This window comes from Cyanobacterium aponinum PCC 10605 (assembly GCF_000317675.1).
Lineage (GTDB): Bacteria > Cyanobacteriota > Cyanobacteriia > Cyanobacteriales > Cyanobacteriaceae > PCC-10605.
The window spans coordinates 2,329,607-2,353,115 of record NC_019776.1 but is presented as its reverse complement, the minus strand read 5'-3'; the positions used below and the strand labels follow the sequence as shown (position 1 = coordinate 2,353,115).

The window sequence follows — 23,509 nt, the reverse complement described above, 5'->3', positions numbered from 1 at the left end:
ATATTACCTCTGCATATAAGATTGATTAGTTTGACATAATTCTGTTAAATTAGGAATTAAAATGACTTGTCCTATTTGTAAATTTTGGGGATTATTAATAGTCGGATTCGCTTGAAAAATTAGTTGCCAACCGTCTCCATCACCATAAAAACGTAACCCTAACATATAAAGAGAATCACCAGATTTAACTCGATAATTAAAGCCTCCACACCAATTTAATTCAGGCTTAATTGCTTCTGATTTTTTTGCTACTTCTGTGGATTGATTTTTGTTTTGATTGATAGCTTGTAAACGGTTATTGAAGTTATTTTTTGAAACAAAATAGCCAGTCAAATTACCTACTAATAATCCCATTATTAACACGCTAGCTAGAGTAATGATAAATAATTTTTGTGACTTTTTATTATCTTTTTCTTCTACTTGTGGTAACTCTTTTAAAAGTTTGATAGTAGATAAATCTGTCTCACAATTAGGACAAATATTCGTTTCAATTTCAGTGCGATCGCACACTGGACAAGTTAATTTTTCAGTCATTTTGTTATATATTTAAAAAATAAAATTAAGCTCCAAAAAATTGATTAAAAAAGCTAAAAATAGATGTTACTATCTCGCAAAGAATATCGATAAATAAACCAAAAAAGTTAAATTTATGACGTTGTTTTCTTTTTCTCTTTTTATCAGTTTTATCTGAGTTTTCTTGTTTCTCTAAATCAGTAATTTTTTCAGTCATAAAAACTCCATAATTTTTCTAGGTTGGGCTACACTTTGTTAACCCAACACATTTTTTGACAATTAACGAGTCAAGCCAGTAGCAACCACTCCTGTGGGTAAATCTTGATCAATATACTCTCGTATTTCTTCTAGTAATTCACGATAGAGGCGATCGCTTGTATTGCCATCTCCTCTTTCCATCGCATCGAGAAGATTGATAAACTTAGTTTCTAAAACCTTACCGTGAGAGGGTGCAATACGACAGGCGCGAGCGACACCAAAACGAATTAACAAGAGAATACGCACTAAATCAGGCAAATTATCAAATTCCCGACTACCATCTTCCGCCAATCTCTGCATCGCTGAAACATTATTGCTATCAACCGCATTTTGCATTTCCGACACTAAAATTTTGAGGCGGTTAACTTGATCCTCGTGCATAATATGAGAACAGAATTCTAAAGCAAAATTGAAATCTCTTAAATACATCAATATGGTATCGCGATCGCCACAAGCAAAAGCCTCTAATTCTTTAAGTTTTTCTTCTGCAACCTGTTGTCTATCTCGCTGTAAAACCCCATTGAGATATATTTGATTTGATGCTCTTACAATCTCACCCGCTAATTCATTAGCATTTTGCACCCCATATTCTGTTAAGTTACCCTCTTGATTAAGTTTATGAATTAACTCCTCAACTTTTTGATTAATTTGTTCATCATGATTACCCCTAGAAAAACTACCACTAACCCGAATCGAAGGATTATTTTTCAGACAAGCAGTCATGGTTAAAGCAGAATTTTGCTCATCTAACTCTACCATCACATCAACTTCCGTGCCTCTAGGGTAAGGTTTATCTAACGCTAACCACATATCCCCAATACGCTCATCATTTTTGCGTAAATCAATGCCTTCCCTTACTTCATCAGGGCTAAAAAACTTAAAATGGATTAACTCTTGCCCTTCCCCTTCAGTTTTGAAAGTATGATTCTTTTGAATCGGTAAAACTTCCCCTTGCTTAATTAATTGATAACGAGGATCATCCACTAATTGGATACAATAATCACGAGATACAGTGCCAACCACTTCCGTGACACCAGCAGACACAATACCCGCACCTTCAGCAACAGCATACATGGGGCGAGGATGCACCACCACTTTATCATTTCCAAAAGCCTTTTTCACCTCCTCTTGTACCAATGGTATCTGGCTTGAACCCCCCACCATTAAAACAATATCAATCATATCCGTAGGATAGTCCGAATACTTAATGGCATCGTGACAAATTTCGATACTACGCTTCACCAAAGGCAAAATCATCGCCTCAAATTCTTTCCTTATGATAGTTATATCAATGGGGATTGCCATACCAAACTCGTCAAGGAGGGGAGTAGAGGGATTAACTTTGGCTTCGGTTTTACTGCTTAAATCAATTTTTGCTCTTTCTGTGGCAATTTTCAAATCCGCTTTAAATCTTATTTGTTGGTAGTAAGGCATATTAGCAATTAAGGTATCAATACTATCTAATCCTTCTTCCTTCGCTACCTTCTGCTTAACTAATTCAGCTAACTTGTTATCAATATCATCACCCCCTAACCATAAATCTCCTGCTTTACCCGATTCAATAAAATGACTTCCTGCGGTAGTAATCAAAGATGAGTCAAAAGTACCACCACCAAAATCATATACCAAGATAGTTTTAACATCATCGCTATTGGGCTTAAAACCGTAGGAAATAGCCGCCGCAGTGGGTTCAGGTAATAAAACAGGTTTTCCTAAACCAGCCCTTACAGAAGCGATTTCCGTGGCGTAGCGTTGTTTATCATTAAAGTAAGCAGGTATAGTGATAACAGCTTTAGTAATATTGCCCGTTTGCCCCATATTTTCCTGATAGGCTTGAGCATTTTCTACCACTTGTTTGAGAATTTCTGCACTAATGTCTTCGGGTTGATACTCTTTGCCTCCCAACCACACAGAGAGACTGTTTTCTGTGCCTTCGCTGGATTGAGTAATTTTATAACCGAAGTTTTTTAACTGCTGTTGCACCACATCATCCCCAAAACCACGCCCCATTAAACGTTTGATGGAGATAATAACGTTTTCTGGATCTTGTAATAATTGATTATAGGCTTCTTTACCGACTATTAAACTATTATTAGAAAAGGATACAACAGACCTAACTAAAGTACCATGTTTTGGATCATCAACAACTTGTGCTTCTGCAAATTTGAAAGCGGCAACGGAGTTGGTTGTGCCTAAGTCAATTCCGACTATATTTCCCATAATTGATAGTTAATTTTTTCTTTGCTATCTACTTATCAGTAGCAAAATGTGAATTTATGCAAATTAGGGAAATTTTTTTGAAATTTAATGATTAACCTGAGTTCGGGATAAATTTTCATCTATGAATGATGGAGAAAAAAAGGCAAGAGGCAAGAGGCAAGAGGCAAACCCCCCTTATATCCCCCCTCGAGAGGGGGGAGGGCAAAGGAAAAATTAAGAATTAGGAATTAGGAATTAAAAACCCCGAACACTCATTATTTGTTACTCATTACTTTCTCTCAACACCTGCAACCTGCAACCTGAAACCTGACACCTACCCTTATCCAATATTCTTAAACCGAACTGAGGTTGATTAGTAATTAGCAATTAAGACAAGACAACGGGCAAAGGTAAATAGTGGATAATAAATAATAAATAACTCTTAACTCTCATCCTTGTTACTCATTACTTGTTTCTCCCCATCACCTCATCCCCCTTTCTGCTCAACTCCTAACTATTTGTGCTTTCTCTTAAATATGCTTCAATAAAAGCCTCTAAATTACCATCTAAAACATCATCGACGGCGGCTGTTTCCACATTGGTACGCACATCTTTAACTAATTGATAAGGATGAAACACATAATTTCTTATTTGATTACCCCAAGCGGCTTCTACTATATCCCCTCGAATATCTGCGATCGCTTTTGCCCTTTGTTCCTCTAAAATAACTAAGAGTTTACCCTTTAAAATAGCTAAGGCTTTTTCCTTATTTTGAAGTTGCGATCGCTCCTGAGTACATCTGACCGCTATACCCGTGGGAATATGAACAATTCTCACCGCCGTTTCCACCTTATTAACATTTTGTCCTCCTTTACCTCCTGCCCTAGAGGTAGTAACTTCTAAATCTTTTTCAGGAATATCAATCTTAATGGCTTCCTCTCCCAAACTGGGCATCACATCCACCCCAGCAAAGCTGGTTTGACGCTTTCCATTCGCATTATAAGGAGAAATTCTGACTAGACGATGAGTGCCTTTTTCTCCCTTAAGATAACCAAAAGCATATTTCCCATCTATCTCTAAAGTTGCCGATTTAATCCCCGCCTCATCCCCTTCGGAAAGTTCCGTCAAAGTGACTCGATAATTCTGATTTTCCGCCCAACGAGTGTACATTCTCAATAACATTTGCGCCCAATCCTGAGCATCTGTACCACCAGCACCAGCATTAATCGTTAAAATAGCACCTTTTTGATCATAAGTTCCACTCAATAATTGCTGTAATTCCCATTTGTCTAAATCTTGGGCAAGAGATTTTAAATTACATTGGGCCTCGTTAAATAATTCTGAGTCTAATTCCATCTCTAATAACTCAACAATCGCCTTTGTGTCTTCCAAACTACTCTGCCATTGATGAAATGTATCCCATAAAGACTTGAAATCATTTAATTGCTGTAGAGTTTCCTGTGCCTTTTCCCCTGCTTCCCAAAACTCTGGCTGTGCGGCAACTTGTTCTAAATCCCTAATTTGTGCGTTGAGATTAGGTAAGTCAAAGATAGTCCTGAGTTTTACCCAGGCGCTCAGAGATTATGCTTATATCTTTCTTTAGTTCTGATAATTCCATTGCTATTGAATAATTGTGAAAAAAATTACCGACAACACCAGATATTATCAAAAAAACTGACTATTGTCGAATCTCAACGTCTCTATTGCTTCTCGTCATGTAAATTATTGGTTAGGGGAGACACTCTCACACTCATTAAATAATATTTAAACACTATTGCCCTCCCCCTATCTCCCGCTCTTTTTTCTTTCTCGAAAATAAAACAGCCCTAGGGATAAAGGGGGGTTTGCCTCTTGCTTTTTATTTATCATAACCACACTCTGAAGAGCCATCTCAACAAACTTCAAGAATCAAAAATATCAAATTTATTCAACTTATAAGTAAAGTTACTTTTCGATTGGGAAATATCTTTATAATTTGCGTTAAAATTGTGAGAAAAGACTAACTCTATGACCAATCATTAGTAATTAATAAATTCAAAGATTAAAAAATTTTTGATGAAAAATTGGTCTGTTTTCCGTTTATCTGCAAATTTGTTGTCATATTACTCACATAGGGAATGCCCATAGAATTTGATTATTGGTGGCGTATTATTCTCCCTCCTGTTGCTGGGGGAGTAATTGGATATTTTACTAACGATTTAGCCATAAAAATGCTATTTCGTCCTTACAAACCTATTCATTTATGGGGGAGAAGATTACCTTTTACTCCCGGATTAATTCCCCGTAATCAAGAAAGGTTAGCTAAAAGAGTTTCCGACACAATTATGAATTCTCTTTTAACCCCAGAAGAATTACAAAAACTAGCAAAAAGACTTTTACAAATTGATAGAGTTAAATCCGCTATTTTATGGTTATTGCAATTAGCATTAAAACAAATCAAAGAGGATAAACAACAAAAAACAGCTAAAATCTTAGCAGATATTTTAAGAGATTTATTTGGCGATTCAATCCCTAAACTCCTAAAAACTTTATCCAGAAGAGGGGATTTTTTAGAAACTCAAATTAATCAAATATTCGATCGCATCTTATTAGAATTGAGAATGAATGAAAGTCAAGCGAGACAACTATCAGACTGGCTTTTAAAGGTGGTGTTTTCCCCTGACTTAATCAGACAAGCATTGATTAATTTTTTGACAGATAGAAACATAAATGTTATTGATGAAGGATTCAAAGAAAAAACCAGTGGCACTTATTGGGTAGTAGCCAATTTATTCGGAGTAAAAAATGCCCTAAGTCGTTTAAGAAGTTTTTGTTTAGATGATAAAGAAACCGCTAATACAAGAATTCAAGAACTACTATTATCCTTAGAAATTAGAACAAGATTAAAAGAATTTTTCCTCGATTTATCTTTACAAAATTTACCCGTAGCCACCGTCAAACAATTAAGAGAAACGACTAATAATGCTGTTAGGGATTATCTTCAGGAAAAAGGAGCAGAATTACTTCATGAATTTAGTTATAGTATTGATTGGGATAAAATTTCAGTATTAATCGTTAATCGCTTACAATCTTCTAGTGTGGTTAACAGTTCATTAGAAGTAATTAGTGAAGAACTAGCCTTAATTTTAGAGCGTTATTTAGAAGAAGATTTAGAAAAAATTGTCACCGAAGCTATCCCGATTTTATCCATTGATCAGGTTATCATTGATAGAGTTAATGCTACAAGTCCTGAACAATTAGAAGTAGCAACCCAAAGTATAGTTAAGAATGAGTTACAAGCCATTGTTAATTTAGGTGGTGTTTTAGGAGTTTTTATCGGCGCATTGCAGAGTTTGATATTATGGTTTAGTAATTAGGTTACTCACTTATTTCCAATGTTAAGTTGAGGTAAGTTTTGGGAAGAAAAGAGGATAAGGTGATGAGGGGAGGGGGTGAGGGGGAAATGAGTTAGTTAGGGGCGAATGGCCATTCGCCCGTACAGGAGTTGGGAGTTTTTAATTATCAACTATTCACTATTCACTATTCACTATTCACTATTCACTATTCACTATTCACTATTCACTATTCACTATTCACTATTCACCTTTGCCCTTTGCCCCTTTAACTTCTAATTACTAATTGAATTCGTGGCTAATTTTTTGACTCTGTTAATAATATTCAGTTTTGGTGCATCTATTGGTAGTTTTCTTAATGTGGTAATTTATCGTATCCCAGAAAAGATTTCTCTTGTTTACCCTCCATCTCGATGCCCAAAATGTAAACATCCCCTAGGCAAAACTGAGAATATTCCTGTGGTTGGTTGGCTATGGTTGAAGGGTAAATGTCGTTGGTGTCATACCCCTATTTCTCCTCGTTATCCTTTGATTGAAGCAATGACGGGTTTTTTCTTTGTTTTGATTTTTCAACATTTTGGTTTTTCTTGGTTAACTCTGGGTTACATGGCTTTTATTAGTTGGTTAATTGCTTTGGCGTTAATCGATTTTGATACCATGACTCTACCTAATTCTCTCACTCAATCAGGATTGGTTTTAGGTTTATTTTGGCAAGGATGGTTTGGTTTTAACCTCAGTGATGGAAATGTCAAAGGTTTAGTTTTATCTTTATTTTCTGCTATCGTTGGCGGTGTAGTGGGAATTTGGTTATTTGATACTATTTTAATTGTTGGTAGTATCGTGTTTGGTAAGGCGGCAATGGGAGGCGGCGACCCCAAGTTAGCCAGTATGATAGGAGTATGGTTAGGATGGCAAGGAGTTTTAATAACTGGTTTTTTGGCTTGTGCTGTAGGTACAATTGTGGGTATAGGTGCGATCGCATTTCGGTTGATGAAAAAAGGACAACCCATGCCTTTCGGGCCTTATCTAGTAATAGGTGCAATTATTACGATGTTTTGGGGAGACTATCTAATATCTAGCTACTTAGAATTAGTCGGTTTTTGACACTGCCCTCCCTGAAGTTGTCTGTTGGGAGAAATATTATGAGTGAGAGGAAGAAATTGTAATCAAAATTGCCATAGCTGAAAAATATCTCTAATTTTGCTAGGATTATTTCAGCTAATTAGACGACAAATATTGCCATTAGTTTTCATTTATCCATAACTTACTTATTTCTCTAATAAGATTTTCTCACCCTAATCCAATCACAAAAAAGCTCAATGATTAATTTTTCCAGACGCAATTTTCTACAAGGAGTAGGATTCTCTCTCGCCTCTCTATATATGTGGAATCATCAAGCAACTACAGCCTATGGTAAAACTTTAGCTGAATCTAATACTCGTAAATTAGCCTTTTTGGTGGGTATTAATCACTATGCCCATGGGGATAGTCTTCATGGTTGCGTCACGGATGTTGAGTTACAAAGACAATTGCTAATTCATCGTTTTGGCTTTTTTCCTGAAGATATTGTTGTTTTAACCGATAAACAAGCTACTAGAGAAAATATTTTAACAGCTTTTCAAGAACATCTTTGCCTTCAAGCTAATGCTAATGACGTAGTTGTTTTCCACTTTAGTGGCTATGGCAGACAAGTTAAGTTATTTTCCAGTGATGATAATCGCAATTTAGTCGATAGTTTAGTCGTTTATGATAGTTTACGCTCCGATTCTGAGTTTTCCCATCCATTTGTCGATGATATTTTATTAGATACTTTAGTTAAATTAGCAGAGTCATTAAAAACAACTAAATATACCCTTGTTTTAGATACCAGTTTTATTCCTTCTCCCCTGACAATTAGGAATAAATTATCTTTGAGATCTTATGATTTTCAACCTAACTTAATTATTAGTGAAAAGGAGCAAGACTTTTATCAAAAATTGGTCAAAAGTAATAGTAATTCAATTATTAAAAACAACCAAAACAAATCTTTGCAAGGGCTAATTTTATCTCCTTCTCAAGATAGTATTTCTGTCGAAATAAATAGTCTCAATTTTAAATCAGGGCTATTCACATACAACCTAACTCAATCTCTTTGGCAAGAATTTCCTTCCACGGCTAACTTAGCCCTAATGAAAAATATTGCATCTCAAATGGCTTTATATCACGGTAATAAAGAAAAGATAGATTTTACTACTGATAATAAAAGCGACGTTTTATCTTATCATTTACCCCTTGAAGTTAATAATCGTGGTTCAGCAATTGTAACTAAAATTATTGAATCAAATGTCATAGAATTAGAACTACTAGGACTTCCCTTATTAGTATTATCTAACTATTGTTTAAATTCTTGTTTTAGGGTAGATAATGATGAGCAATTTGTCGTTGTACAAATTAATTCTTTACAAGGAAACAAGGCAAAAGGAATTGTGATTCAAGGAGATAAAAATTTACTTAAAATTAATACTGTTTTGCAGGAATATATTAGAGTGATAAATCAGGATACGGGTCTAAATATTGCTTTAAATGATACCCTCGAAAAAATTGAAAAAGTTGATGCTACAAGTGCTTTAAGTGTAATTGACAATGTTGTTTCTATTAGTAATATTGGTGAAACTTTTGCTGATTGTATCCTTGATAAACTAACCTCAGAAGATGGTAATATTGACGGCTATGGCTTATATTCTCCCACAGGGGTTTTATATCCCAATACAACGCCTCAATCTCCCCATGAAGCAGTTTCTACTGCGGTTAAGCGCTTAACTAAACCTTTAAAAACTACTCTTGCTTCTAAATTATTTAACCTTACATATAATCAATATTCTTCTACTTTACCAGTGAATATTGCCTTAGAAATTACTCATGATAACATTTCTTCAACCCATTCAAAATATACTTTTAATAGTAAGTTAAATAAACCCCATGAATCAGCTAATGTTCACCCAGATAATTTATTAATTAATATTCCTTTAGGCAGTCAATTTACGATCAACATTAATAATGAAACTGAAAAAAATTTATACTATTTACTCTTAGGAATTAATTCTTCCAGAGAAGCGATCGCATATTTTTCTCCTCATTCTACCTTAATCTCCCCCCAAGACAAAATTTCTATACCTGAAAATGCTAGTCCTTTAAAATGGATTGTTAACGCAGGTAAAGGCATAGGAGAATTAATCATTATTGTTAGTAAATTTTCTTTTGAAAATACCCTAAAAAATATCGACAAAATGATAGAAATGAAAAAAGATATGGAACAAATAATAATTTTAGAAAATCCCGAATTAGTTGCTAAATCTATACTGCAGGACATCCATCAAAATAGTGATATTAATCCACAATTATTTAATAACTATAATGATATTTATGCTCTTAATATGAATAACTGGGCAACTTTTAGATATGTATATGAAATTAATTAGAACTAGAGATTAGCCTTCTTGGTTTTTTTGTTGTCTAACTAATTCAACCCCCTTAGAAGTGCCTAAACGAGTCGCTCCGGCATTAATAAGTGCGATCGCATTTTCTAAGGTTTTAATACCTCCAGAGGCTTTTATTTCAATCCTGCCCTTTGTAATTTCTTGGAGAAATTTAACATCCTCCACCGTAGCACCCCCAAACCATCCCGTGCTAGTCTTGAGAAAAGAAACCCCCGCATCCATACAAATTTCAGCCGCTAAACGCTTTTCCGTTGGAGTTAATACAGAAGTTTCTAAAATAGCCTTGATAACTTGTCCTGTTTCTTCCACAATGGAAGCCATCTCTTTATAAATTAACTCGGAATTACCCTCCCTTAACCATCCAAGATTAATAACAACATCCAACTCCTGCACCCCATTTTCCACCGCTTCTTGAGCTTCAAAAACCTTACAATTAGTAGTGCTAGCCCCGGAAGGAAAACCGATAACAGTACAAACCTTTGATTTTTGATTATGAAGCAACTCCGCCGCCACTTTCACTGCCGAAGGATAAACGCACACGGAGGCAAAATTGTACTGTATCGCCACTTTACAAGCATTTTCAACGTCTTTTCTCGTCGCTGTTGGTTGTAAAAGAGCAAAATCAATATAATCCGCAATATCAATATCTGTAGCCGAAATAAAATTACTTCTCATTATCAATTTTTAATAATTAAATCTTTATATGTAATTTTCAAGCAAAGCTAGATTCTTAACTTGAGTTTGATGAAAAAAGTATTGAAAAATAAGGAATTGAAGCCTATTAATCAACGAAATTTCCCCGGAAACAATCAATTATTAAATTGATAAAAAATGTATTTAAAATCAATTTCAACAAATTTTTGTGTCAATTCTTGTTGCTCTTCTCTATTTCCTATTTCCTAACTTCTCCCGTCAATTTTTGGCTAGGAGCAAAATCCGAGTATTACCTATTTCCGAATACAAATGATGTACCCTAGCATTTAGATAAACTCTATACCTGACCCAATTAAAATTAAATTTGCTTTCAATTAACTTTCATCTTCCGTAGGGCGAGTTTGACTAGGAGATGACTCATAAAGAGAATCTAATTTTTGTCTTGCATCTTCTACAGATACAGAACGAATTACCAATAGTGGTTCATTAATCGGTTTGCCTTGCTCATCATATAATTCAGGATGACTAGCCTGATATGGAGAATTTTGGCGGGATTTACTAGGTCTAGGAGTATCAGTCCAAGTACCTCTTTGAGTATCAGCACTAATGGTAATCAAACTGCGAATCAAGTTGCTAATAGCAAAAAAAGCAATGACTGTAAAAGCTAAAATATAAATAAGATGTAACATTTCAACCTCTTATCAATAGTTACTATATAGTTTTTATATATCGAAAATTTCAGAAAAAAAGACCAACCTGATTTTTAATCAATCATTCACCTTTTTGTTTTACTTCTCGCCACCTTCGAGCAACATCCCAACATTCAGCTACTAACTGATGCCAAGGTAATAATACTCTAGTATCAACTCCTGCTTGTCCATCGGTGACATTAAAAAGCATCCTTGCCGTTTCAACCTCTCCTTGAGCTTGTTTTAATCTGTTTAATAGCCCCGTTTGTTCTTCTTGAGAAAGAAAAGGCATATTTTCCGACTCCAACAAGGAAGAAGAACGAGAAAACCAGTATTTAAAATCCTCTAGTAGAGGTAACAAGATTTTCCTGAGTAGTTCTTTTTCAGTAGGTTGAGATGGTTGCATGGTGGTATTTTTTCTTATACTTATTCTACTATTCTAGTTGTTATCTTAACTAAATTTACAAAATTTTACAGATTTCTCATTATCTGTCAAAACGAAATTTAGTAAACCAATTTTCTATTTTTTGGTTAGCTAAAGATACTCGTCAAATTCAAACCCCTATAAACTGAGATAATGTTAAAAAGTGATTTATTAATTTACCGTTATAGCGGAGAAACTATTGTTCCTAAAAAATTACCTTTACAGCCTCGTTTTATTGATTTAGCGTGGGAACAAATAGATTGTTTTGAAAGCTATCTTGGCAAAACTCAGGGGGAATTAGACGCAAAACTCCAAGAATTAGAGGGGGATAGCCCAGACTATCGAGTGAAGAGAGGGTTAGCTCATTTACTCAAAAGTAATTTTTCTCAATTTAACATAGTCAGTCCCCTTGAACCTCAGATATTACGAAAAAAAGTATTTGAAGCGGCGGCAAAATTACCATCTATTCCGCAAAATCGCAGTAAAACCCTAGATGCGATCGCATCTTCTTTAACCGCAGAACTACATAGAGAAGTTTTACCCCAAGAGATAGAAAAAGGACTTTATGCTGACTTACTAGAAAACAGAATTTTAACTGAATTTGATGCTCCCTCCCCAGAAACTTTAATACATCGCTATAACCTCTCCCAAGTACAAGGAATTTTTTACCGTGCTAGTCATATTCTCATTCATGCCCACCGTAATGACCCCGGAGAATATAAACTTTTGTTTCGTTATCTAAAATTATTTCAATTAATGGCATATATCGAAGGAGATGCAGACACAGGATTTACCATTACTATTGATGGGCCTACCAGCTTATTTAAAGTCAGTAATCGTTACGGTTTAGCCCTAGCAAAAATGATACCAGCCTTACTCCATGTAAGCAAATGGAAACTAGAAGCCAAATTGAAAATAAAAGACTTTTACAGTAAACGAGAAAAAATAGGTCATTTTTATTTAGACGATAACTGCGGTTTAGTAACTCACTATGCCAACAACAAAACCTATGACAGTCTATTAGAAGAATCCTTTGCTAAAGGATGGGAAAAACTAAAAACCCCATGGCGTTTGGAAAGAGAAGTCGATTTAATTCCCCTGCCCGGTAGTGTCATGATTCCTGATTTTCGTCTTGTGCATCCTGATGGGAGAGATTTCTTACTAGAAATAGTGGGTTATTGGCGCCCTGAATATCTACAAAAAAAGTTTTATCAAGTACGTCGAGCAGAAACTAACAACTTAATCCTCGCAGTATCCGAGCGTTTAAACCTAGCTAAAGCAGGAGTCAATTTTAAAGATTTACCCCATAAACTTATTTGGTTTAAAAATAAATTGTCTCCTAAAGAAGTCCTAAACATATTGCCAGATGAAGTGTAATTCATTGCAAAATAGCCAAAGTCTCCTGAGTCCAATATAACCTAAGTTCAGGCTAAATTTTCATCTATGAGTGATGATGAAGAGGGCAAGAGGCAAAAGTGTTCAATAAAAATAAACTTCTCCCTAACACCTGCAACCTGAAACCTGACACCTGAAACCTAATCTTATCCGATATTCTAAAACCGAACTGAGGTTAAATAAAAATATTAACCCTTACTCCTTGTGTTTCCCCATTAAAATATATTTCCTTTGACCTTGCCCTTTGTCCTTTGTCCTAATCTCTTTCGCTATTTTTCCTATCTTCACCAAAATATATTAAAGGAAAATTGTTAAAAAGTATTAAGAAAATGAGGCGAAAGGTAGCATCATATCGCAAAATAATCACCGAAGAGATGTTAAGCCTCTGACAAAAAATAATCAGTAAAAGTAACCTCAAAAGGTTATACTGATTAAAAGAAAAAACTCAGCAAGAAATTGAATAGGGTTTTTCAAATCTCCAGACCAGCTTAACGGAATTTCTGGTTTAATTAATAAATAGTATTTAACAAATTATTTGGAGGAATCCATAAATGAGTATTGTCACGAAATCCATCGTGAATGCTGACGCAGAAGCACGTTACTTAAGCCCCGGTGAATTAGACAGAATCAAAGCATTCGTTACCTCCGGTGAAGCTCGTTTACGCATCGCTGAAACCTTAACTGGTGCTCGTGAACGTATCGTTAAAGAAGCTGGCGATCGCCTCTTCCAAAAACGTCCTGATGTTGTTTCTCCCGGCGGAAACGCTTACGGTGAAGAAATGACTGCTACCTGTTTACGTGATATGGACTACTACTTACGTTTAATCTCCTATGGTGTAGTAGCTGGTGATGTTACCCCCATTGAAGAAATCGGTTTAGTTGGTGTAAAAGAAATGTACAAATCTTTAGGTACTGACGTTGGTGCAGTAGCTCAAAGTGTACGTGAAATGAAAGAAGTAGCCACCGCTTTAATGTCCGCAGAAGACGCAGCAGAAGCTGGTACTTACTTCGACTACGTTATCGGTGCTATGCAATAGGATTGAGATTTTATTTCGTTCTCTCCTATTTAACCAATAATATTACTCTGCTAAAACAGTAAGCAAAAGTTCATTTAAGTAAAAAAGGAAATAACAATGCAAGACGCAATTACTGCCGTAATCAACTCTTCTGACGTACAAGGTAAATACCTCGACGCTGGTTCTTTAGGCAAACTCAAAACCTACTTCCAAACGGGACAACTCCGTGTTCGTGCAGCTAGTGTAATTAGTGCTAACGCTGCTACCATCGTTAAAGAAGCTGTAGCTAAATCTTTATTATACTCCGATGTAACTCGCCCCGGTGGAAATATGTACACCACCCGTCGTTACGCCGCTTGTATTCGTGACTTAGACTACTATCTCCGTTATGCTACCTATGCAATGTTAGCTGGTGATGCTTCTATTCTCGATGAGCGTGTATTAAATGGTTTAAAAGAAACCTACAACTCTTTAGGTGTACCCATTAGCTCCACCATTCAAGCTATCCAAGCAATGAAAGAAGTTACCGCTAGTTTAGTCGGTGCTGACGCTGGCAAAGAAATGGGTGTTTACTTCGACTACATCTGCTCTGGCTTAAGCTAATTTGACTAGAAACTTCAGTCACCATTAACTGCTTAAGGCTTAACTATTGAGGTTAGGAATGTCCAGAGTGAGTGCTAGTTTAATTGAAACCTAATTTTGATAATTTTGGCTTAGTTGATTTAGCATTGACTCTTGACTCCTGACCATCAAATGATATAAATAAGATTTTAGTTTTAAAATTACTAATCCAGAAATAAGGCTGGAATCAAATTTTTTTTAAGATTATAGTTTCGGGTTTTTAATAACTATTTAAGGAGCTTTGCCCCATGAGAATGTTTAAAGTAACGGCTTGTGTCCCAAGTCAAACCAGAATTAGAACTCAAAGAGAATTACAAAATACTTACTTTACCAAATTAGTTCCCTACGAAAATTGGTTCAAAGAGCAACAAAGAATCCAAAAAATGGGTGGTTCTATTGTTAAAGTTGAGTTAGCAACTGGTCGCCCCGGTACTAATACTGGCTTAAAATAGATTTATACCATAGGTAGATTTGATTATAACCTAAATTAATAATGAGGGTGGAAAGTTATTATTCTGCTCTTATTTTTTTGTTTACCTCTTTATCTTCATCTTCTAAAAACTTATTGCAACGAATACGAAATAATTAAAATATTGTTAAATTTCTAAAATAAAGTACCCAAATGTTATTTTTTTTACACAACTAACTAATAGTTGGTATATAATTAGATTTAGGTGAGGAGTGAAATAAGTAAAAGTCCTTGAGGTCGAAACATGGCAAGACTCTCGGGGGCTTTTTCTTTTTGATTTGAAGACAAATCACATTCAATCAAGTTAGATGAATCATGAGTATTAATTCTAATTTTCCCGAATCTGCATCATCAGCAAATATTAGAACTCCCCCTTGGGGTATGGTTGCCGTTTTAGAACAAGGTAAAAATTACCGTATTAACAAGATTACCGTTAAGCCGGGACATCATATCAGTACTCAACTTCACTATCATCGTAGCGAACATTGGGTCGTAGTTGCGGGAACAGCAAAAGTAACCTTTAATGGAAAAGAGCAACTTTTATTGCCTAAACAGTCAACTTATGTTCCTATGAATACTCGTCATAGAGTAGAAAATCCGGGGGTTGTGCCTCTGGTAATGATTGAAATTCAAAATGGGGAATATTTAGGGGATGATGATATAATTCGTTTTCCTGACGAAGAATGATCAAATATTTATATATAAGAAAGAATGCGTATTGTTTTTTTTGGGACACCTGAATTTGCAGTTACTACTTTAGAAAAATTAATTATTACAGACAATCACGAAATAATCGCCGTTGTAACCCAACCAGATAAAAAAAGAGGTAGAGGAAGTCAAATGATTCCTTCCCCAGTGAAACAGGTAGCGTTAAAAAATGGTTTACCAATATGGCAACCGTCAAGAATAAAAAAAGATCAAGAAACTTTACAGCGACTCAAAGATAGCCAAGCAGATGTTTTTGTAGTTGTCGCTTATGGACAAATTCTTTCCTCGGAAATATTAGCAATACCAAAATTTGGTTGTGTCAATGTTCATGGTTCTATTTTGCCTGAATATAGAGGAGCCGCCCCTATTCAATGGAGTCTCTTTGATGGGAAGAAGGAAACTGGTATTACCACTATGTTAATGAATGAGGGTATGGACACAGGAGATATGCTACTAAAATCTTATACTCCCATTAATTTATTTACCAATTTTAATGATCTATCTGTTCAACTAGCAAATCAAGGTGCTGATTTATTGTTAGAAACTTTGGAGAAAATTAGTTTAGGACAACTTACCCCTATTCCTCAAAATGATACAAAAGCAACCTATGCTAGATTAATAAGTAAAGAAGACTATACCATTGACTGGTCTAAATCTGCCTTAGAAATTCATAATCAAATTCGTGGATTTTATCCTAATTGCGTAACAATATTTCGGGGACAAAATCTGAAGATAACTCAAAGTTTGCCTTTGGGAGAAATTGAAAACTTAGAATTACCCCCTCAATTTCAAAAACTCCCTAATTATCTACAAGGCATCAATGAAATTTCAGGCAATGTTGGGGAGATCGTAAAAACTATTAAAAATTTTGGTTTTGTGGTGCAAACGGGAAACGGTTTATTACTGATTTTAGAAGTACAGTTAGCGGGGAAAAAGTTACAGTCAGCATGGAGTTTTATTAATGGGACAAGGTTAGAGGTTGGAGAGAGTTTAATTTCTGAAGTTAGTTAAAGATATGACATTTTCAACAGTGTAAAGGTTATTTCTCGAAGCACTTTTGCCCATCAGCCGATCTGAAGTTAGTTAACGTCAGTTCGGGTTAAGGCAATTTTATTGTTATTTCTAAGAAGCTATAAGGTTTTCCGACTACGAAAAAATAGTGCTTTCAGCTTGTCCAAAATTCAGGTTACTTATTATTTCTCTAAACTGATAAGCAAAAAGAGGATAGCTGAAGAAAAATAAATTGCTGAAATTGTTCCCATAATTTAGGATTACGCCACCCTTTGATCACTTCTTCTTCAAGAATGTCTAGGGCAGATGAAGGAGTGTAAGTGGTTTTGGATTGACGATTTTTGGTTAGAGCATAGTATATATCAACTAATTGAAAAATTTGTGCAAGATAAGGAATTTGTTCCATAGTTAAACCATCTGGATAACCACTACCATCATATTTTTCGTGATGATGACGAATTATTTTTAACAAATTAGGACGATTGTGTAAAGGTTGGCAAATTTGTTCTCCGATAACACAGTGTTGATGAATTATTTCTTTTTCTTCTGATGTTAATGCTCCATGTTTGTGGAAAATATAATCGGGAATACTCACTGTTCCTATATCATGAATATAAGCGGCGAATACTAAATCTTCTATATCGCTATGAGGTAATTCTAAATACTCAGCAAAACCTCTAACTAAATTTGCTAACTGAAATGATGATTGATAGTCATAACCAGATTTTGCTTTTATTAAAGTGGCGAGATTGAGCAAAACTTTTTGAGTTTGATTTAGAACTTCATTGAGGCGTTTTTGTTGAGCGAGATTTTTGAGTTTTGGGTACAAAACAGTATGATCGAGTGGTTTTAATACTACATCTTCTGCTCCTGCTTTCAAAGCTTGATGACGCAGTTGGGATTCTTCTGTAACAGACATCAATAAAACGGGGATTGATTGAGTATGAGGTTCGAGTTTTAGATGCTTAGTCAATTCCACACCGTTAATTTCTGGCATTACTACATCGGCAAGAATAACGTCGGGTTGTTCTTCAAAAGCAATTTTTAATGCTTGACGACTATCATTAACTTCTACCACTCTATAACCTTGATATTGCACTAAATCAACGGCGTGAAGTAAACTCAAAGGTTGATCATCTACTACCATAACCTTACTCGGTGTAGAAACTGTGGGAAGGGTTATTTCCTGTGTGCTGAGTTCTTGCACTTGTTTACATTTAATCATAATTAATCACAACCCTCTATATTTTTTATTTAATTTATATAGCAATCCTATTTGAATCACTGCATTTACTCCTTTTCACAAAGAGCAATGAAAGGAATTTTATTTACAAATGATTTCGGAATGCTACACAAAAATCGAAGAAATATTAAATTTTATTTTTTCTATTTTATTGATACTTCTATTGTTAGATATTTATGATGGATTGTCATCAGTTAATTTACGCAATTTTTTCGGATTAAACCATCTTTTTTTCCACTTACTTGTTGATTCTAAATTACTTAATAGTTGCTCTTTTTCTCTTCTTTTTTTGATAATTTCTGCTGTATCCCTTAAGGATAAATCTCGGAAGGGAATTGATGCTCTCGTTTGTAAATGTTCTAATTCCATTAATGATAGAGGGGGCAGTATTCTTTCATTGTAACTAGCTAAAGTTCCGGGCGATCGCCTCCCGATACAAAAGTTTGCACCTAATTTTAATCCTGCTAATTGTAAGGCTGTGCGTACTGCGGCAGAGCAAGAATAAGTCGCTAAAATACCTTCTTGATTAAGACATTTTGCCACTAAAGATAAAAATTCTACAGTCCATAATTGAGGGCATTTAGGGGGGGAAAAGGGGTCAAGAAAAATAGCATCTCCCTGCCAATTTTGTTCTACTAAAGATGCGATCGCATCTCTTGCATCTCCAATTAATAAACTTAATTTAAAGTTAGGTGAAATTACTTGTTTGTTAATAATTAATTCTTGTAAAATATCGACAATTGTTGGTTGCCAATCATTTAGCAGATTATTATTTAAGGCTTGAATGGGAACATTTTCATCTAATTCTAAACCAATGATTTCTATAAAGCACTGAGGATTCTCTTTCAGAATATAGTCTATAGCCGCCGCCGTATTATAACCTAAACCAAAACAAATATCGAGAATGCGTAAATGATTTTGATACTTAATTTTTTCTGGTATCTGACAACCTTTTATATAAGTTATTTCTGCTTCTGTTTTTGCTCCATATTTAGTATGGAATGTTTCTCCAAACTCTGACGAGTAAAAAGTTTTTGAACCATCTTCCGTGATTCTTGTTTCAAAAGATGTCATGATGTCATAAAGAAAAAAAGTTAAGAATTAGGATTTAAGTTTGGCTCTATCAGTTTGAGTATGTAAATTATTAGTTAGGGTAGGCAATAGGAGATTATTAAATAATAACCTATAAACTTTTAGTTTTTATTTTGCTATAAACACTATTCAATAAAGGTTATGGAAGTCCTGTTTCTCTTAATTTATTATAACCACACTCTGAAGAGCTTTAAGTTTTTTAAAATTAAGGAATTAATTATAGAAAAAATCATTAATAGTTTGAGCAACAAATTCTATATTTTCCTGAGTCAATTCTGGGTAAATTGGTAAACTTAAAACTTCTTGCGCTAACTTCATTGAAATAGGATTTGGGTAGTATTTATCTTTATAAACAGGTAATTGATCTTGAGGAATGGGATAGTAAATCATTGAGCCTATGCCTTGTTGAGCTAAATATTCTTTCAGTTGATCTCTTTTTCCATTTATTACTCTGATGGTATATTGATGAAAAACATGACCTTTACTAATATTAGGAGTAATGATATTTTCGTTATTTGCTAATAGGTGATTATAAATTTCTGCAACTTTTTGTCTTGTTTGATTCCACTGATTTATATACTTTAATTTTACTCTTAAAATACAGGCTTGTAAACTATCAAGGCGTGAATTATAACCTAACAATTCATTGTGATAATTCTTTTTTGAGCCGTGAACTCGCAACATTTTCGCTAACTCAGCAAGTTCATCATCATTCGTGACAATCATTCCTGCGTCTCCGTATGCCCCTAGGTTTTTGGTGGGATAGAAAGAATAAGCACCGAAATCCCCTAAATTACCCACGTATTTACCAACTAAGGAATCTCTTAAGGGTTTTTGACAGTTTTCCTGACAATCTGGACAATCACCATAGTATATTGCACCAAATGCTTGAGCACAATCTTCGATAACCTTTAAGTTATGTTGTTTGGCGATTTCCTGAATTTTCCCCATAGCGGCAGGTTGTCCATAAAGGTGTACAGGTATAATTGCTTTGGTTTTTGGGGTAATTTTTTCTAAAATTGAGCTGGCATCGATGTTGAAAGTGGTGGTAGAAATATCAGCAAAAATGGGTGTCGCCCCGACAATACTGATAGATTCAGCCGTAGCATAAAAAGAAAATGAAGTGGTAATAACTTCGTCTCCCGCTCCTATATTTAAAGCTCTCAAGGCAATAACTAAGGCATCTGTTCCAGAATTTACCCCAATAGCGTGTTTCACACCTAAATAATCGGCTATTTCTGTTTCTAGGGCTGTTACTTCTGAACCTAGAACAAATTGAGTTGATTCTAATACAGAGGCGATCGCACTATCGATTTCCCCCTTTAAGGATTGGTATTGAGGCTTTAAATCAAGAATGGGAATTTTCATGAATGACTACTAAGAGGATGATTAATCTAAGAGTTTACACTATTTTTTCATCGGAAAAAACATCATCATTCAGGAGATTGAGAAGGAGGATTTGGGGTGTTTGTAGATGGATTATTTTGCTGTGCTAAACCTTGTTTAATAAAACTTAGGGCTTCTTGATAACTTTGATTTTCTGGTTGAAGACTTACTAATTTTTCCATTAGGGGTAGGGCAGAAGCTAAATCTCCACCAGATAGATAAATTTGAACTAGCTTTTCTAAGGCAAAAATGTTATCAGGTTCTCTTTGCAAAACCAATTTATAACCCTGAGCCTCTTTTTCTAAAATTGCTTGAGCCGAATCAGTTTCTTGTTGTTGAGGTTGATTGGCATTACTAGGACTTTTCAACATTTTTACAACGCCAAAAATTGAAAAAGAGAAAAAAGAAAGCCCAGATAAAATTACTAAAACCCTACGAAAAATTTGTTTAGGAGTGGTTTTTTTATTTGTGTTAACCATTAGTTATAGAAATATTTTAAGCAAGTATCATTAACTATTTTACCCTCGACAAATCCAAGACCATGCAACATTTAGGGTAGAATTATTTTTATACTCGTAATGTGATTGATGTTTATAACCCATGATTTTTCCCGATTTTTCTGCATTTTCTAACCTTGTTCATCAGGGAAATTTTATTCCTGTTTATCGAGAATTGGTAGCGGATTTAGAAACCCCTGTTTCTGCTTGGTATAAAGTTTGTGCAGACCAGCCCCATAGTTTCTTGTTAGAGTCAGTAGAAGGTGGGGAAAATTTAGGAAGATATAGCTTTTTAGGTTGTGATCCGGTTTGGATACTAGAAGCAAGGGGAAATCAGACCAAACAAGTTCATCGTGACGGTAAAATCGAAACTTTTTCAGGAAATCCCTTTAACATCCTCTCTCAATGTTTAGAAACTATTAAACCTGTTAAATTACCAGAGTTGCCCCCCGGTATTGGCGGACTATTTGGCTATTGGGGTTATGAGTTAATTTCTTGGATTGAACCACGAGTCAACGTTTATCCTGCCTCTGCGGAAAGTTTACCCGATGGTATTTGGATGCAGGTAGATAATTTATTGATTTTTGATCAAGTTAAAAGAAAAATATGGGCGATCGCATATGCAGATTTAAGACAGGAGCATTTAAGCCTAGAAGAAATCTACAATCAGGCTTGTGACAAAATTTCTAAATTAGTTTTAAAGCTACAATTACCTTTACCTGTATCCGCAAAACCCCTTGAATTTAACCCCCCGCCAAAAACTCAAAAAAATCATCGCATTCAATACAAAAGCAACACCAGCAAAGAGGCATTTTGTGCCAATGTGGAAAAAGCTAAAGAATACATTAAAGCAGGAGATATTTTTCAAGTAGTCATTTCTCAGAAATTACAATCTCATTATCAAGGTCATCCTTTTGAGTTGTATCGCTCTTTACGTTTGATTAACCCTTCCCCTTATATGGCTTACTATAACTTTCACGGATGGCAGTTAATCGGCTCTTCTCCTGAAGTAATGGTTAAAGCAGAAAAAACTAATGATGGTAAAACCAAAGCCGTAGTCCGTCCCATTGCAGGAACACGTCCAAGGGGCAGAAACTATCAAGAAGACCAATTTTTAGCCCAAGACTTACTCAATGATCCCAAAGAAAGGGCAGAACACGTCATGTTAGTAGATTTAGGCAGAAATGACTTAGGCAGGGTCTGTGTAAAAGGAAGCGTGGAAGTCGATGAATTGATGGTTATTGAACGTTATTCCCACGTAATGCACATAGTTAGTAATGTTGTGGGGGAGTTAGCAGGGGATTACTGTGCATGGGATTTACTAAAGGCGGCTTTCCCCGCAGGTACAGTAAGTGGAGCGCCTAAAATTCGAGCAATGGAAATTATTAATGAACTTGAACCCGAAAGGAGGGGACCTTATTCTGGGGTTTATGGTTACTATGATTTTGAAGGACAGTTAAATACTGCTATCACAATTAGAACGATGGTTGTGGAAACCCTTTCTGGGACGGAAAATCACTTGGTATCCGTTCAAGCTGGAGCAGGCTTAGTCGCTGACTCAGATCCAGACAAGGAGTATCAAGAAACTTTGAATAAAGCTAGAGGTTTGCTAGAGGCGATTAGTAGCTTAAGCTAAGTGAAAATTCGTAATAAAAAAAGGGCAAATTTTTGTGACTTTAAACCTGACACCTGATACCTGACACCTGATACCTGACACCTGAAATTTATTTCATAACTCCGAACCCAAATAATGATTCAGGTTGCTTAAACTCAGAGAATCATTAATAATTGATTCTTGTTAACTCAATTGTCATTTTTAACATGGGTGTTGAACTCCGAAGCTATGTCTATCTCGATCGATTACAACCTCAACACGCTTCCTATATAGGTACGGTTGCTCTAGGATTTTTACCTTTACCCGGTGATGCTTCTTTATGGATTGAAATATCCCCCGGAATTGAAATAAATCGAATTACTGATGTGGCTTTGAAGTCTGCTGTAGTCAGACCGGGAGTTCAATTTGTGGAACGTCTTTATGGTTTATTGGAGATTCATTCTAGTAATCAAGGGGAAGTGAAAACGGCTGGAATGGCGATTTTAGATGCTTTAGGTGTGAGTGAAAAAGATTCTCTTAAACCAGAGGTGGTTTCTAGCCAAATTATTCGCAATATTGACCCTTATCAAGCCCAAATCATTAATCGTAATCGTCGAGGACAAATGTTGTTAGCAGGAGAAACTCTTTATGTGTTGGAAGTTAAACCAGCCGCTTATGCGGCATTGGCGGCAAACGAAGCGGAGAAGGCGGCGTTGATTAATATTTTGACGGTTCAGGCGGTGGGTAGTTTTGGACGACTTTATTTAGGAGGTGCTGAAAGGGATATTAAGGCAGGGGCGGCGGCGGCTTTAGATGCGATCGCAAATATCGGTGGGAGAGTAAGTGTTTCAAAAATAAATGAATAAAAAAACTCTTTGTTTATGGGAATTATAAATAATCCTCATCCTCAGATAAGTTAAGACAAACCTATA

The 23,509-nt window shown here is 35.3% G+C and carries 22 protein-coding genes; 11 read left to right on the top strand and 11 right to left on the bottom strand.

Translation table 11 applies throughout. The annotated features are described in order from the left end of the window. Positions 1 to 3: 3 nt before the first annotated feature. The 4 genes from CYAN10605_RS09790 to prfB all read right to left on the bottom strand — a co-directional run bounded on the left by CYAN10605_RS09790 (position 4) and on the right by prfB (position 4,588). The gene (locus CYAN10605_RS09790; protein ID WP_015219781.1) at positions 4 to 534 is read right to left on the bottom strand and encodes a LysM peptidoglycan-binding domain-containing protein; all 531 of its coding nucleotides are present in this window, start codon (positions 532 to 534) and stop codon (positions 4 to 6) included. Positions 535 to 559: 25 nt separating this feature from the next. Then, on the bottom strand, positions 560 to 730 hold the full coding sequence (locus CYAN10605_RS18855) for a hypothetical protein (RefSeq protein ID WP_015219780.1): 171 nt from the start codon (positions 728 to 730) through the stop codon (positions 560 to 562). 62 nt (positions 731 to 792) lie between these two features. Further along, positions 793 to 2,991, bottom strand: coding sequence for an Hsp70 family protein (locus tag CYAN10605_RS09785; RefSeq protein WP_015219779.1), 2,199 nt, complete (start codon positions 2,989 to 2,991; stop codon positions 793 to 795). A gap of 489 nt (positions 2,992 to 3,480) precedes the next feature. Continuing rightward, a protein-coding gene (prfB, locus tag CYAN10605_RS09780; protein ID WP_015219778.1) for a peptide chain release factor 2 occupies positions 3,481 to 4,588 on the bottom strand; the annotation gives its coding sequence in 2 pieces (ribosomal slippage) (positions 3,481 to 4,515 and positions 4,517 to 4,588; 1,107 coding nt in all). 499 nt (positions 4,589 to 5,087) lie between these two features. Between prfB and CYAN10605_RS09775 the strand changes: the two genes are divergently transcribed. The 3 genes from CYAN10605_RS09775 (at position 5,088) to CYAN10605_RS09765 (ending at position 9,760) form a co-directional block, all read left to right on the top strand. Continuing rightward, complete coding sequence (locus tag CYAN10605_RS09775) at positions 5,088 to 6,326, top strand: DUF445 domain-containing protein (RefSeq protein ID WP_015219777.1); 1,239 nt, start codon at positions 5,088 to 5,090, stop codon at positions 6,324 to 6,326. Between the two features lie 261 nt (positions 6,327 to 6,587). Then, a complete protein-coding gene (locus CYAN10605_RS09770) occupies positions 6,588 to 7,406 on the top strand; it encodes a prepilin peptidase (RefSeq protein WP_041922476.1) in 819 nt (272 codons plus the stop codon). A 215-nt stretch (positions 7,407 to 7,621) separates the two neighbouring features. Further along, positions 7,622 to 9,760: a caspase family protein gene (locus CYAN10605_RS09765; protein ID WP_015219775.1), complete on the top strand. Its 2,139-nt coding sequence runs from the start codon at positions 7,622 to 7,624 to the stop codon at positions 9,758 to 9,760. 9 nt (positions 9,761 to 9,769) lie between these two features. Here the strand turns inward: CYAN10605_RS09765 and deoC are convergent, their stop codons facing one another. The 3 genes from deoC to CYAN10605_RS09750 all read right to left on the bottom strand — a co-directional run bounded on the left by deoC (position 9,770) and on the right by CYAN10605_RS09750 (position 11,527). After that, on the bottom strand, positions 9,770 to 10,453 hold the full coding sequence (gene deoC / locus CYAN10605_RS09760) for a deoxyribose-phosphate aldolase (protein WP_015219774.1): 684 nt from the start codon (positions 10,451 to 10,453) through the stop codon (positions 9,770 to 9,772). Positions 10,454 to 10,806: 353 nt separating this feature from the next. Then, a complete protein-coding gene (locus tag CYAN10605_RS09755) occupies positions 10,807 to 11,121 on the bottom strand; it encodes a DUF2973 domain-containing protein (RefSeq protein WP_015219773.1) in 315 nt (104 codons plus the stop codon). Positions 11,122 to 11,203: 82 nt separating this feature from the next. Continuing rightward, on the bottom strand, positions 11,204 to 11,527 hold the full coding sequence (locus tag CYAN10605_RS09750; protein ID WP_015219772.1) for a DUF2605 domain-containing protein: 324 nt from the start codon (positions 11,525 to 11,527) through the stop codon (positions 11,204 to 11,206). A 171-nt stretch (positions 11,528 to 11,698) separates the two neighbouring features. On the opposite strand from CYAN10605_RS09750, the gene CYAN10605_RS09745 reads away from it, so the two are divergent. From CYAN10605_RS09745 to fmt, 6 genes are all read left to right on the top strand, one after another. Then, on the top strand, positions 11,699 to 12,922 hold the full coding sequence (locus tag CYAN10605_RS09745; RefSeq protein WP_015219771.1) for a DUF790 family protein: 1,224 nt from the start codon (positions 11,699 to 11,701) through the stop codon (positions 12,920 to 12,922). 569 nt (positions 12,923 to 13,491) lie between these two features. After that, positions 13,492 to 13,977 carry an allophycocyanin subunit alpha gene (gene apcA, locus CYAN10605_RS09740; protein WP_015219770.1) on the top strand — a complete coding sequence of 162 codons (486 nt, stop codon included), beginning with the start codon at positions 13,492 to 13,494 and terminating at the stop codon, positions 13,975 to 13,977. Between the two features lie 96 nt (positions 13,978 to 14,073). Continuing rightward, a complete protein-coding gene (apcB, locus tag CYAN10605_RS09735; protein WP_015219769.1) occupies positions 14,074 to 14,559 on the top strand; it encodes an allophycocyanin subunit beta in 486 nt (161 codons plus the stop codon). A gap of 266 nt (positions 14,560 to 14,825) precedes the next feature. After that, positions 14,826 to 15,029 (top strand): phycobilisome linker polypeptide, encoded by a 204-nt coding sequence (locus CYAN10605_RS09730; protein ID WP_015219768.1) that lies wholly within the window; start codon positions 14,826 to 14,828, stop codon positions 15,027 to 15,029. Between the two features lie 332 nt (positions 15,030 to 15,361). Then, on the top strand, positions 15,362 to 15,733 hold the full coding sequence (locus tag CYAN10605_RS09725; protein ID WP_015219767.1) for a phosphomannose isomerase type II C-terminal cupin domain: 372 nt from the start codon (positions 15,362 to 15,364) through the stop codon (positions 15,731 to 15,733). Between the two features lie 24 nt (positions 15,734 to 15,757). After that, positions 15,758 to 16,765, top strand: a complete 1,008-nt coding sequence (gene fmt, locus CYAN10605_RS09720) for a methionyl-tRNA formyltransferase (RefSeq protein ID WP_015219766.1) — start codon at positions 15,758 to 15,760, stop codon at positions 16,763 to 16,765. Positions 16,766 to 16,955: 190 nt separating this feature from the next. Here the strand turns inward: fmt and CYAN10605_RS09715 are convergent, their stop codons facing one another. The 4 genes from CYAN10605_RS09715 to CYAN10605_RS09700 all read right to left on the bottom strand — a co-directional run bounded on the left by CYAN10605_RS09715 (position 16,956) and on the right by CYAN10605_RS09700 (position 20,965). After that, positions 16,956 to 17,990 carry an HD-GYP domain-containing protein gene (locus CYAN10605_RS09715; protein WP_015219765.1) on the bottom strand — a complete coding sequence of 345 codons (1,035 nt, stop codon included), beginning with the start codon at positions 17,988 to 17,990 and terminating at the stop codon, positions 16,956 to 16,958. 192 nt (positions 17,991 to 18,182) lie between these two features. After that, entirely contained in the window at positions 18,183 to 19,082 is a 900-nt protein-coding gene (locus CYAN10605_RS09710) for a tRNA (5-methylaminomethyl-2-thiouridine)(34)-methyltransferase MnmD (RefSeq protein WP_015219764.1), read from the bottom strand. Between the two features lie 231 nt (positions 19,083 to 19,313). Further along, positions 19,314 to 20,468 carry a DegT/DnrJ/EryC1/StrS family aminotransferase gene (locus tag CYAN10605_RS09705; RefSeq protein WP_015219763.1) on the bottom strand — a complete coding sequence of 385 codons (1,155 nt, stop codon included), beginning with the start codon at positions 20,466 to 20,468 and terminating at the stop codon, positions 19,314 to 19,316. A 65-nt stretch (positions 20,469 to 20,533) separates the two neighbouring features. Further along, complete coding sequence (locus CYAN10605_RS09700) at positions 20,534 to 20,965, bottom strand: tetratricopeptide repeat protein (RefSeq protein ID WP_015219762.1); 432 nt, start codon at positions 20,963 to 20,965, stop codon at positions 20,534 to 20,536. Between the two features lie 121 nt (positions 20,966 to 21,086). Here CYAN10605_RS09700 and trpE point away from each other — a divergent pair, with 121 nt between their 5' ends. Both trpE and ccmP read left to right on the top strand, forming a co-directional pair. After that, a complete protein-coding gene (trpE, locus tag CYAN10605_RS09695; RefSeq protein WP_015219761.1) occupies positions 21,087 to 22,619 on the top strand; it encodes an anthranilate synthase component I in 1,533 nt (510 codons plus the stop codon). Between the two features lie 185 nt (positions 22,620 to 22,804). Then, a complete protein-coding gene (ccmP, locus tag CYAN10605_RS09690) occupies positions 22,805 to 23,443 on the top strand; it encodes a beta-carboxysome protein CcmP (protein ID WP_015219760.1) in 639 nt (212 codons plus the stop codon). Positions 23,444 to 23,509: the final 66 nt, after the last annotated feature.

What these genes read in the sequence shown, in the direction of transcription:
- CYAN10605_RS09725 (WP_015219767.1), top strand. Translation starts at nt 15,362, where the DNA reads ATGAGTATTAATTCTAATTTTCCCGAATCTGCATCATCAGCAAATATT.
- fmt (WP_015219766.1), top strand. Translation starts at nt 15,758, where the DNA reads ATGCGTATTGTTTTTTTTGGGACACCTGAATTTGCAGTTACTACTTTA.
- CYAN10605_RS09710 (WP_015219764.1), bottom strand. Translation starts at nt 19,082, where the DNA reads ATGACATCTTTTGAAACAAGAATCACGGAAGATGGTTCAAAAACTTTT.
- CYAN10605_RS09755 (WP_015219773.1), bottom strand. Translation starts at nt 11,121, where the DNA reads ATGTTACATCTTATTTATATTTTAGCTTTTACAGTCATTGCTTTTTTT.
- apcB (WP_015219769.1), top strand. Translation starts at nt 14,074, where the DNA reads ATGCAAGACGCAATTACTGCCGTAATCAACTCTTCTGACGTACAAGGT.
- CYAN10605_RS09775 (WP_015219777.1), top strand. Translation starts at nt 5,088, where the DNA reads ATGCCCATAGAATTTGATTATTGGTGGCGTATTATTCTCCCTCCTGTT.
- CYAN10605_RS09730 (WP_015219768.1), top strand. Translation starts at nt 14,826, where the DNA reads ATGAGAATGTTTAAAGTAACGGCTTGTGTCCCAAGTCAAACCAGAATT.
- ccmP (WP_015219760.1), top strand. Translation starts at nt 22,805, where the DNA reads ATGGGTGTTGAACTCCGAAGCTATGTCTATCTCGATCGATTACAACCT.
- CYAN10605_RS09790 (WP_015219781.1), bottom strand. Translation starts at nt 534, where the DNA reads ATGACTGAAAAATTAACTTGTCCAGTGTGCGATCGCACTGAAATTGAA.
- CYAN10605_RS18855 (WP_015219780.1), bottom strand. Translation starts at nt 730, where the DNA reads ATGACTGAAAAAATTACTGATTTAGAGAAACAAGAAAACTCAGATAAA.
- CYAN10605_RS09750 (WP_015219772.1), bottom strand. Translation starts at nt 11,527, where the DNA reads ATGCAACCATCTCAACCTACTGAAAAAGAACTACTCAGGAAAATCTTG.
- deoC (WP_015219774.1), bottom strand. Translation starts at nt 10,453, where the DNA reads ATGAGAAGTAATTTTATTTCGGCTACAGATATTGATATTGCGGATTAT.
- CYAN10605_RS09700 (WP_015219762.1), bottom strand. Translation starts at nt 20,965, where the DNA reads ATGGTTAACACAAATAAAAAAACCACTCCTAAACAAATTTTTCGTAGG.
- CYAN10605_RS09745 (WP_015219771.1), top strand. Translation starts at nt 11,699, where the DNA reads ATGTTAAAAAGTGATTTATTAATTTACCGTTATAGCGGAGAAACTATT.
- CYAN10605_RS09705 (WP_015219763.1), bottom strand. Translation starts at nt 20,468, where the DNA reads ATGAAAATTCCCATTCTTGATTTAAAGCCTCAATACCAATCCTTAAAG.
- trpE (WP_015219761.1), top strand. Translation starts at nt 21,087, where the DNA reads ATGATTTTTCCCGATTTTTCTGCATTTTCTAACCTTGTTCATCAGGGA.
- CYAN10605_RS09765 (WP_015219775.1), top strand. Translation starts at nt 7,622, where the DNA reads ATGATTAATTTTTCCAGACGCAATTTTCTACAAGGAGTAGGATTCTCT.
- CYAN10605_RS09785 (WP_015219779.1), bottom strand. Translation starts at nt 2,991, where the DNA reads ATGGGAAATATAGTCGGAATTGACTTAGGCACAACCAACTCCGTTGCC.
- CYAN10605_RS09715 (WP_015219765.1), bottom strand. Translation starts at nt 17,990, where the DNA reads ATGATTAAATGTAAACAAGTGCAAGAACTCAGCACACAGGAAATAACC.
- apcA (WP_015219770.1), top strand. Translation starts at nt 13,492, where the DNA reads ATGAGTATTGTCACGAAATCCATCGTGAATGCTGACGCAGAAGCACGT.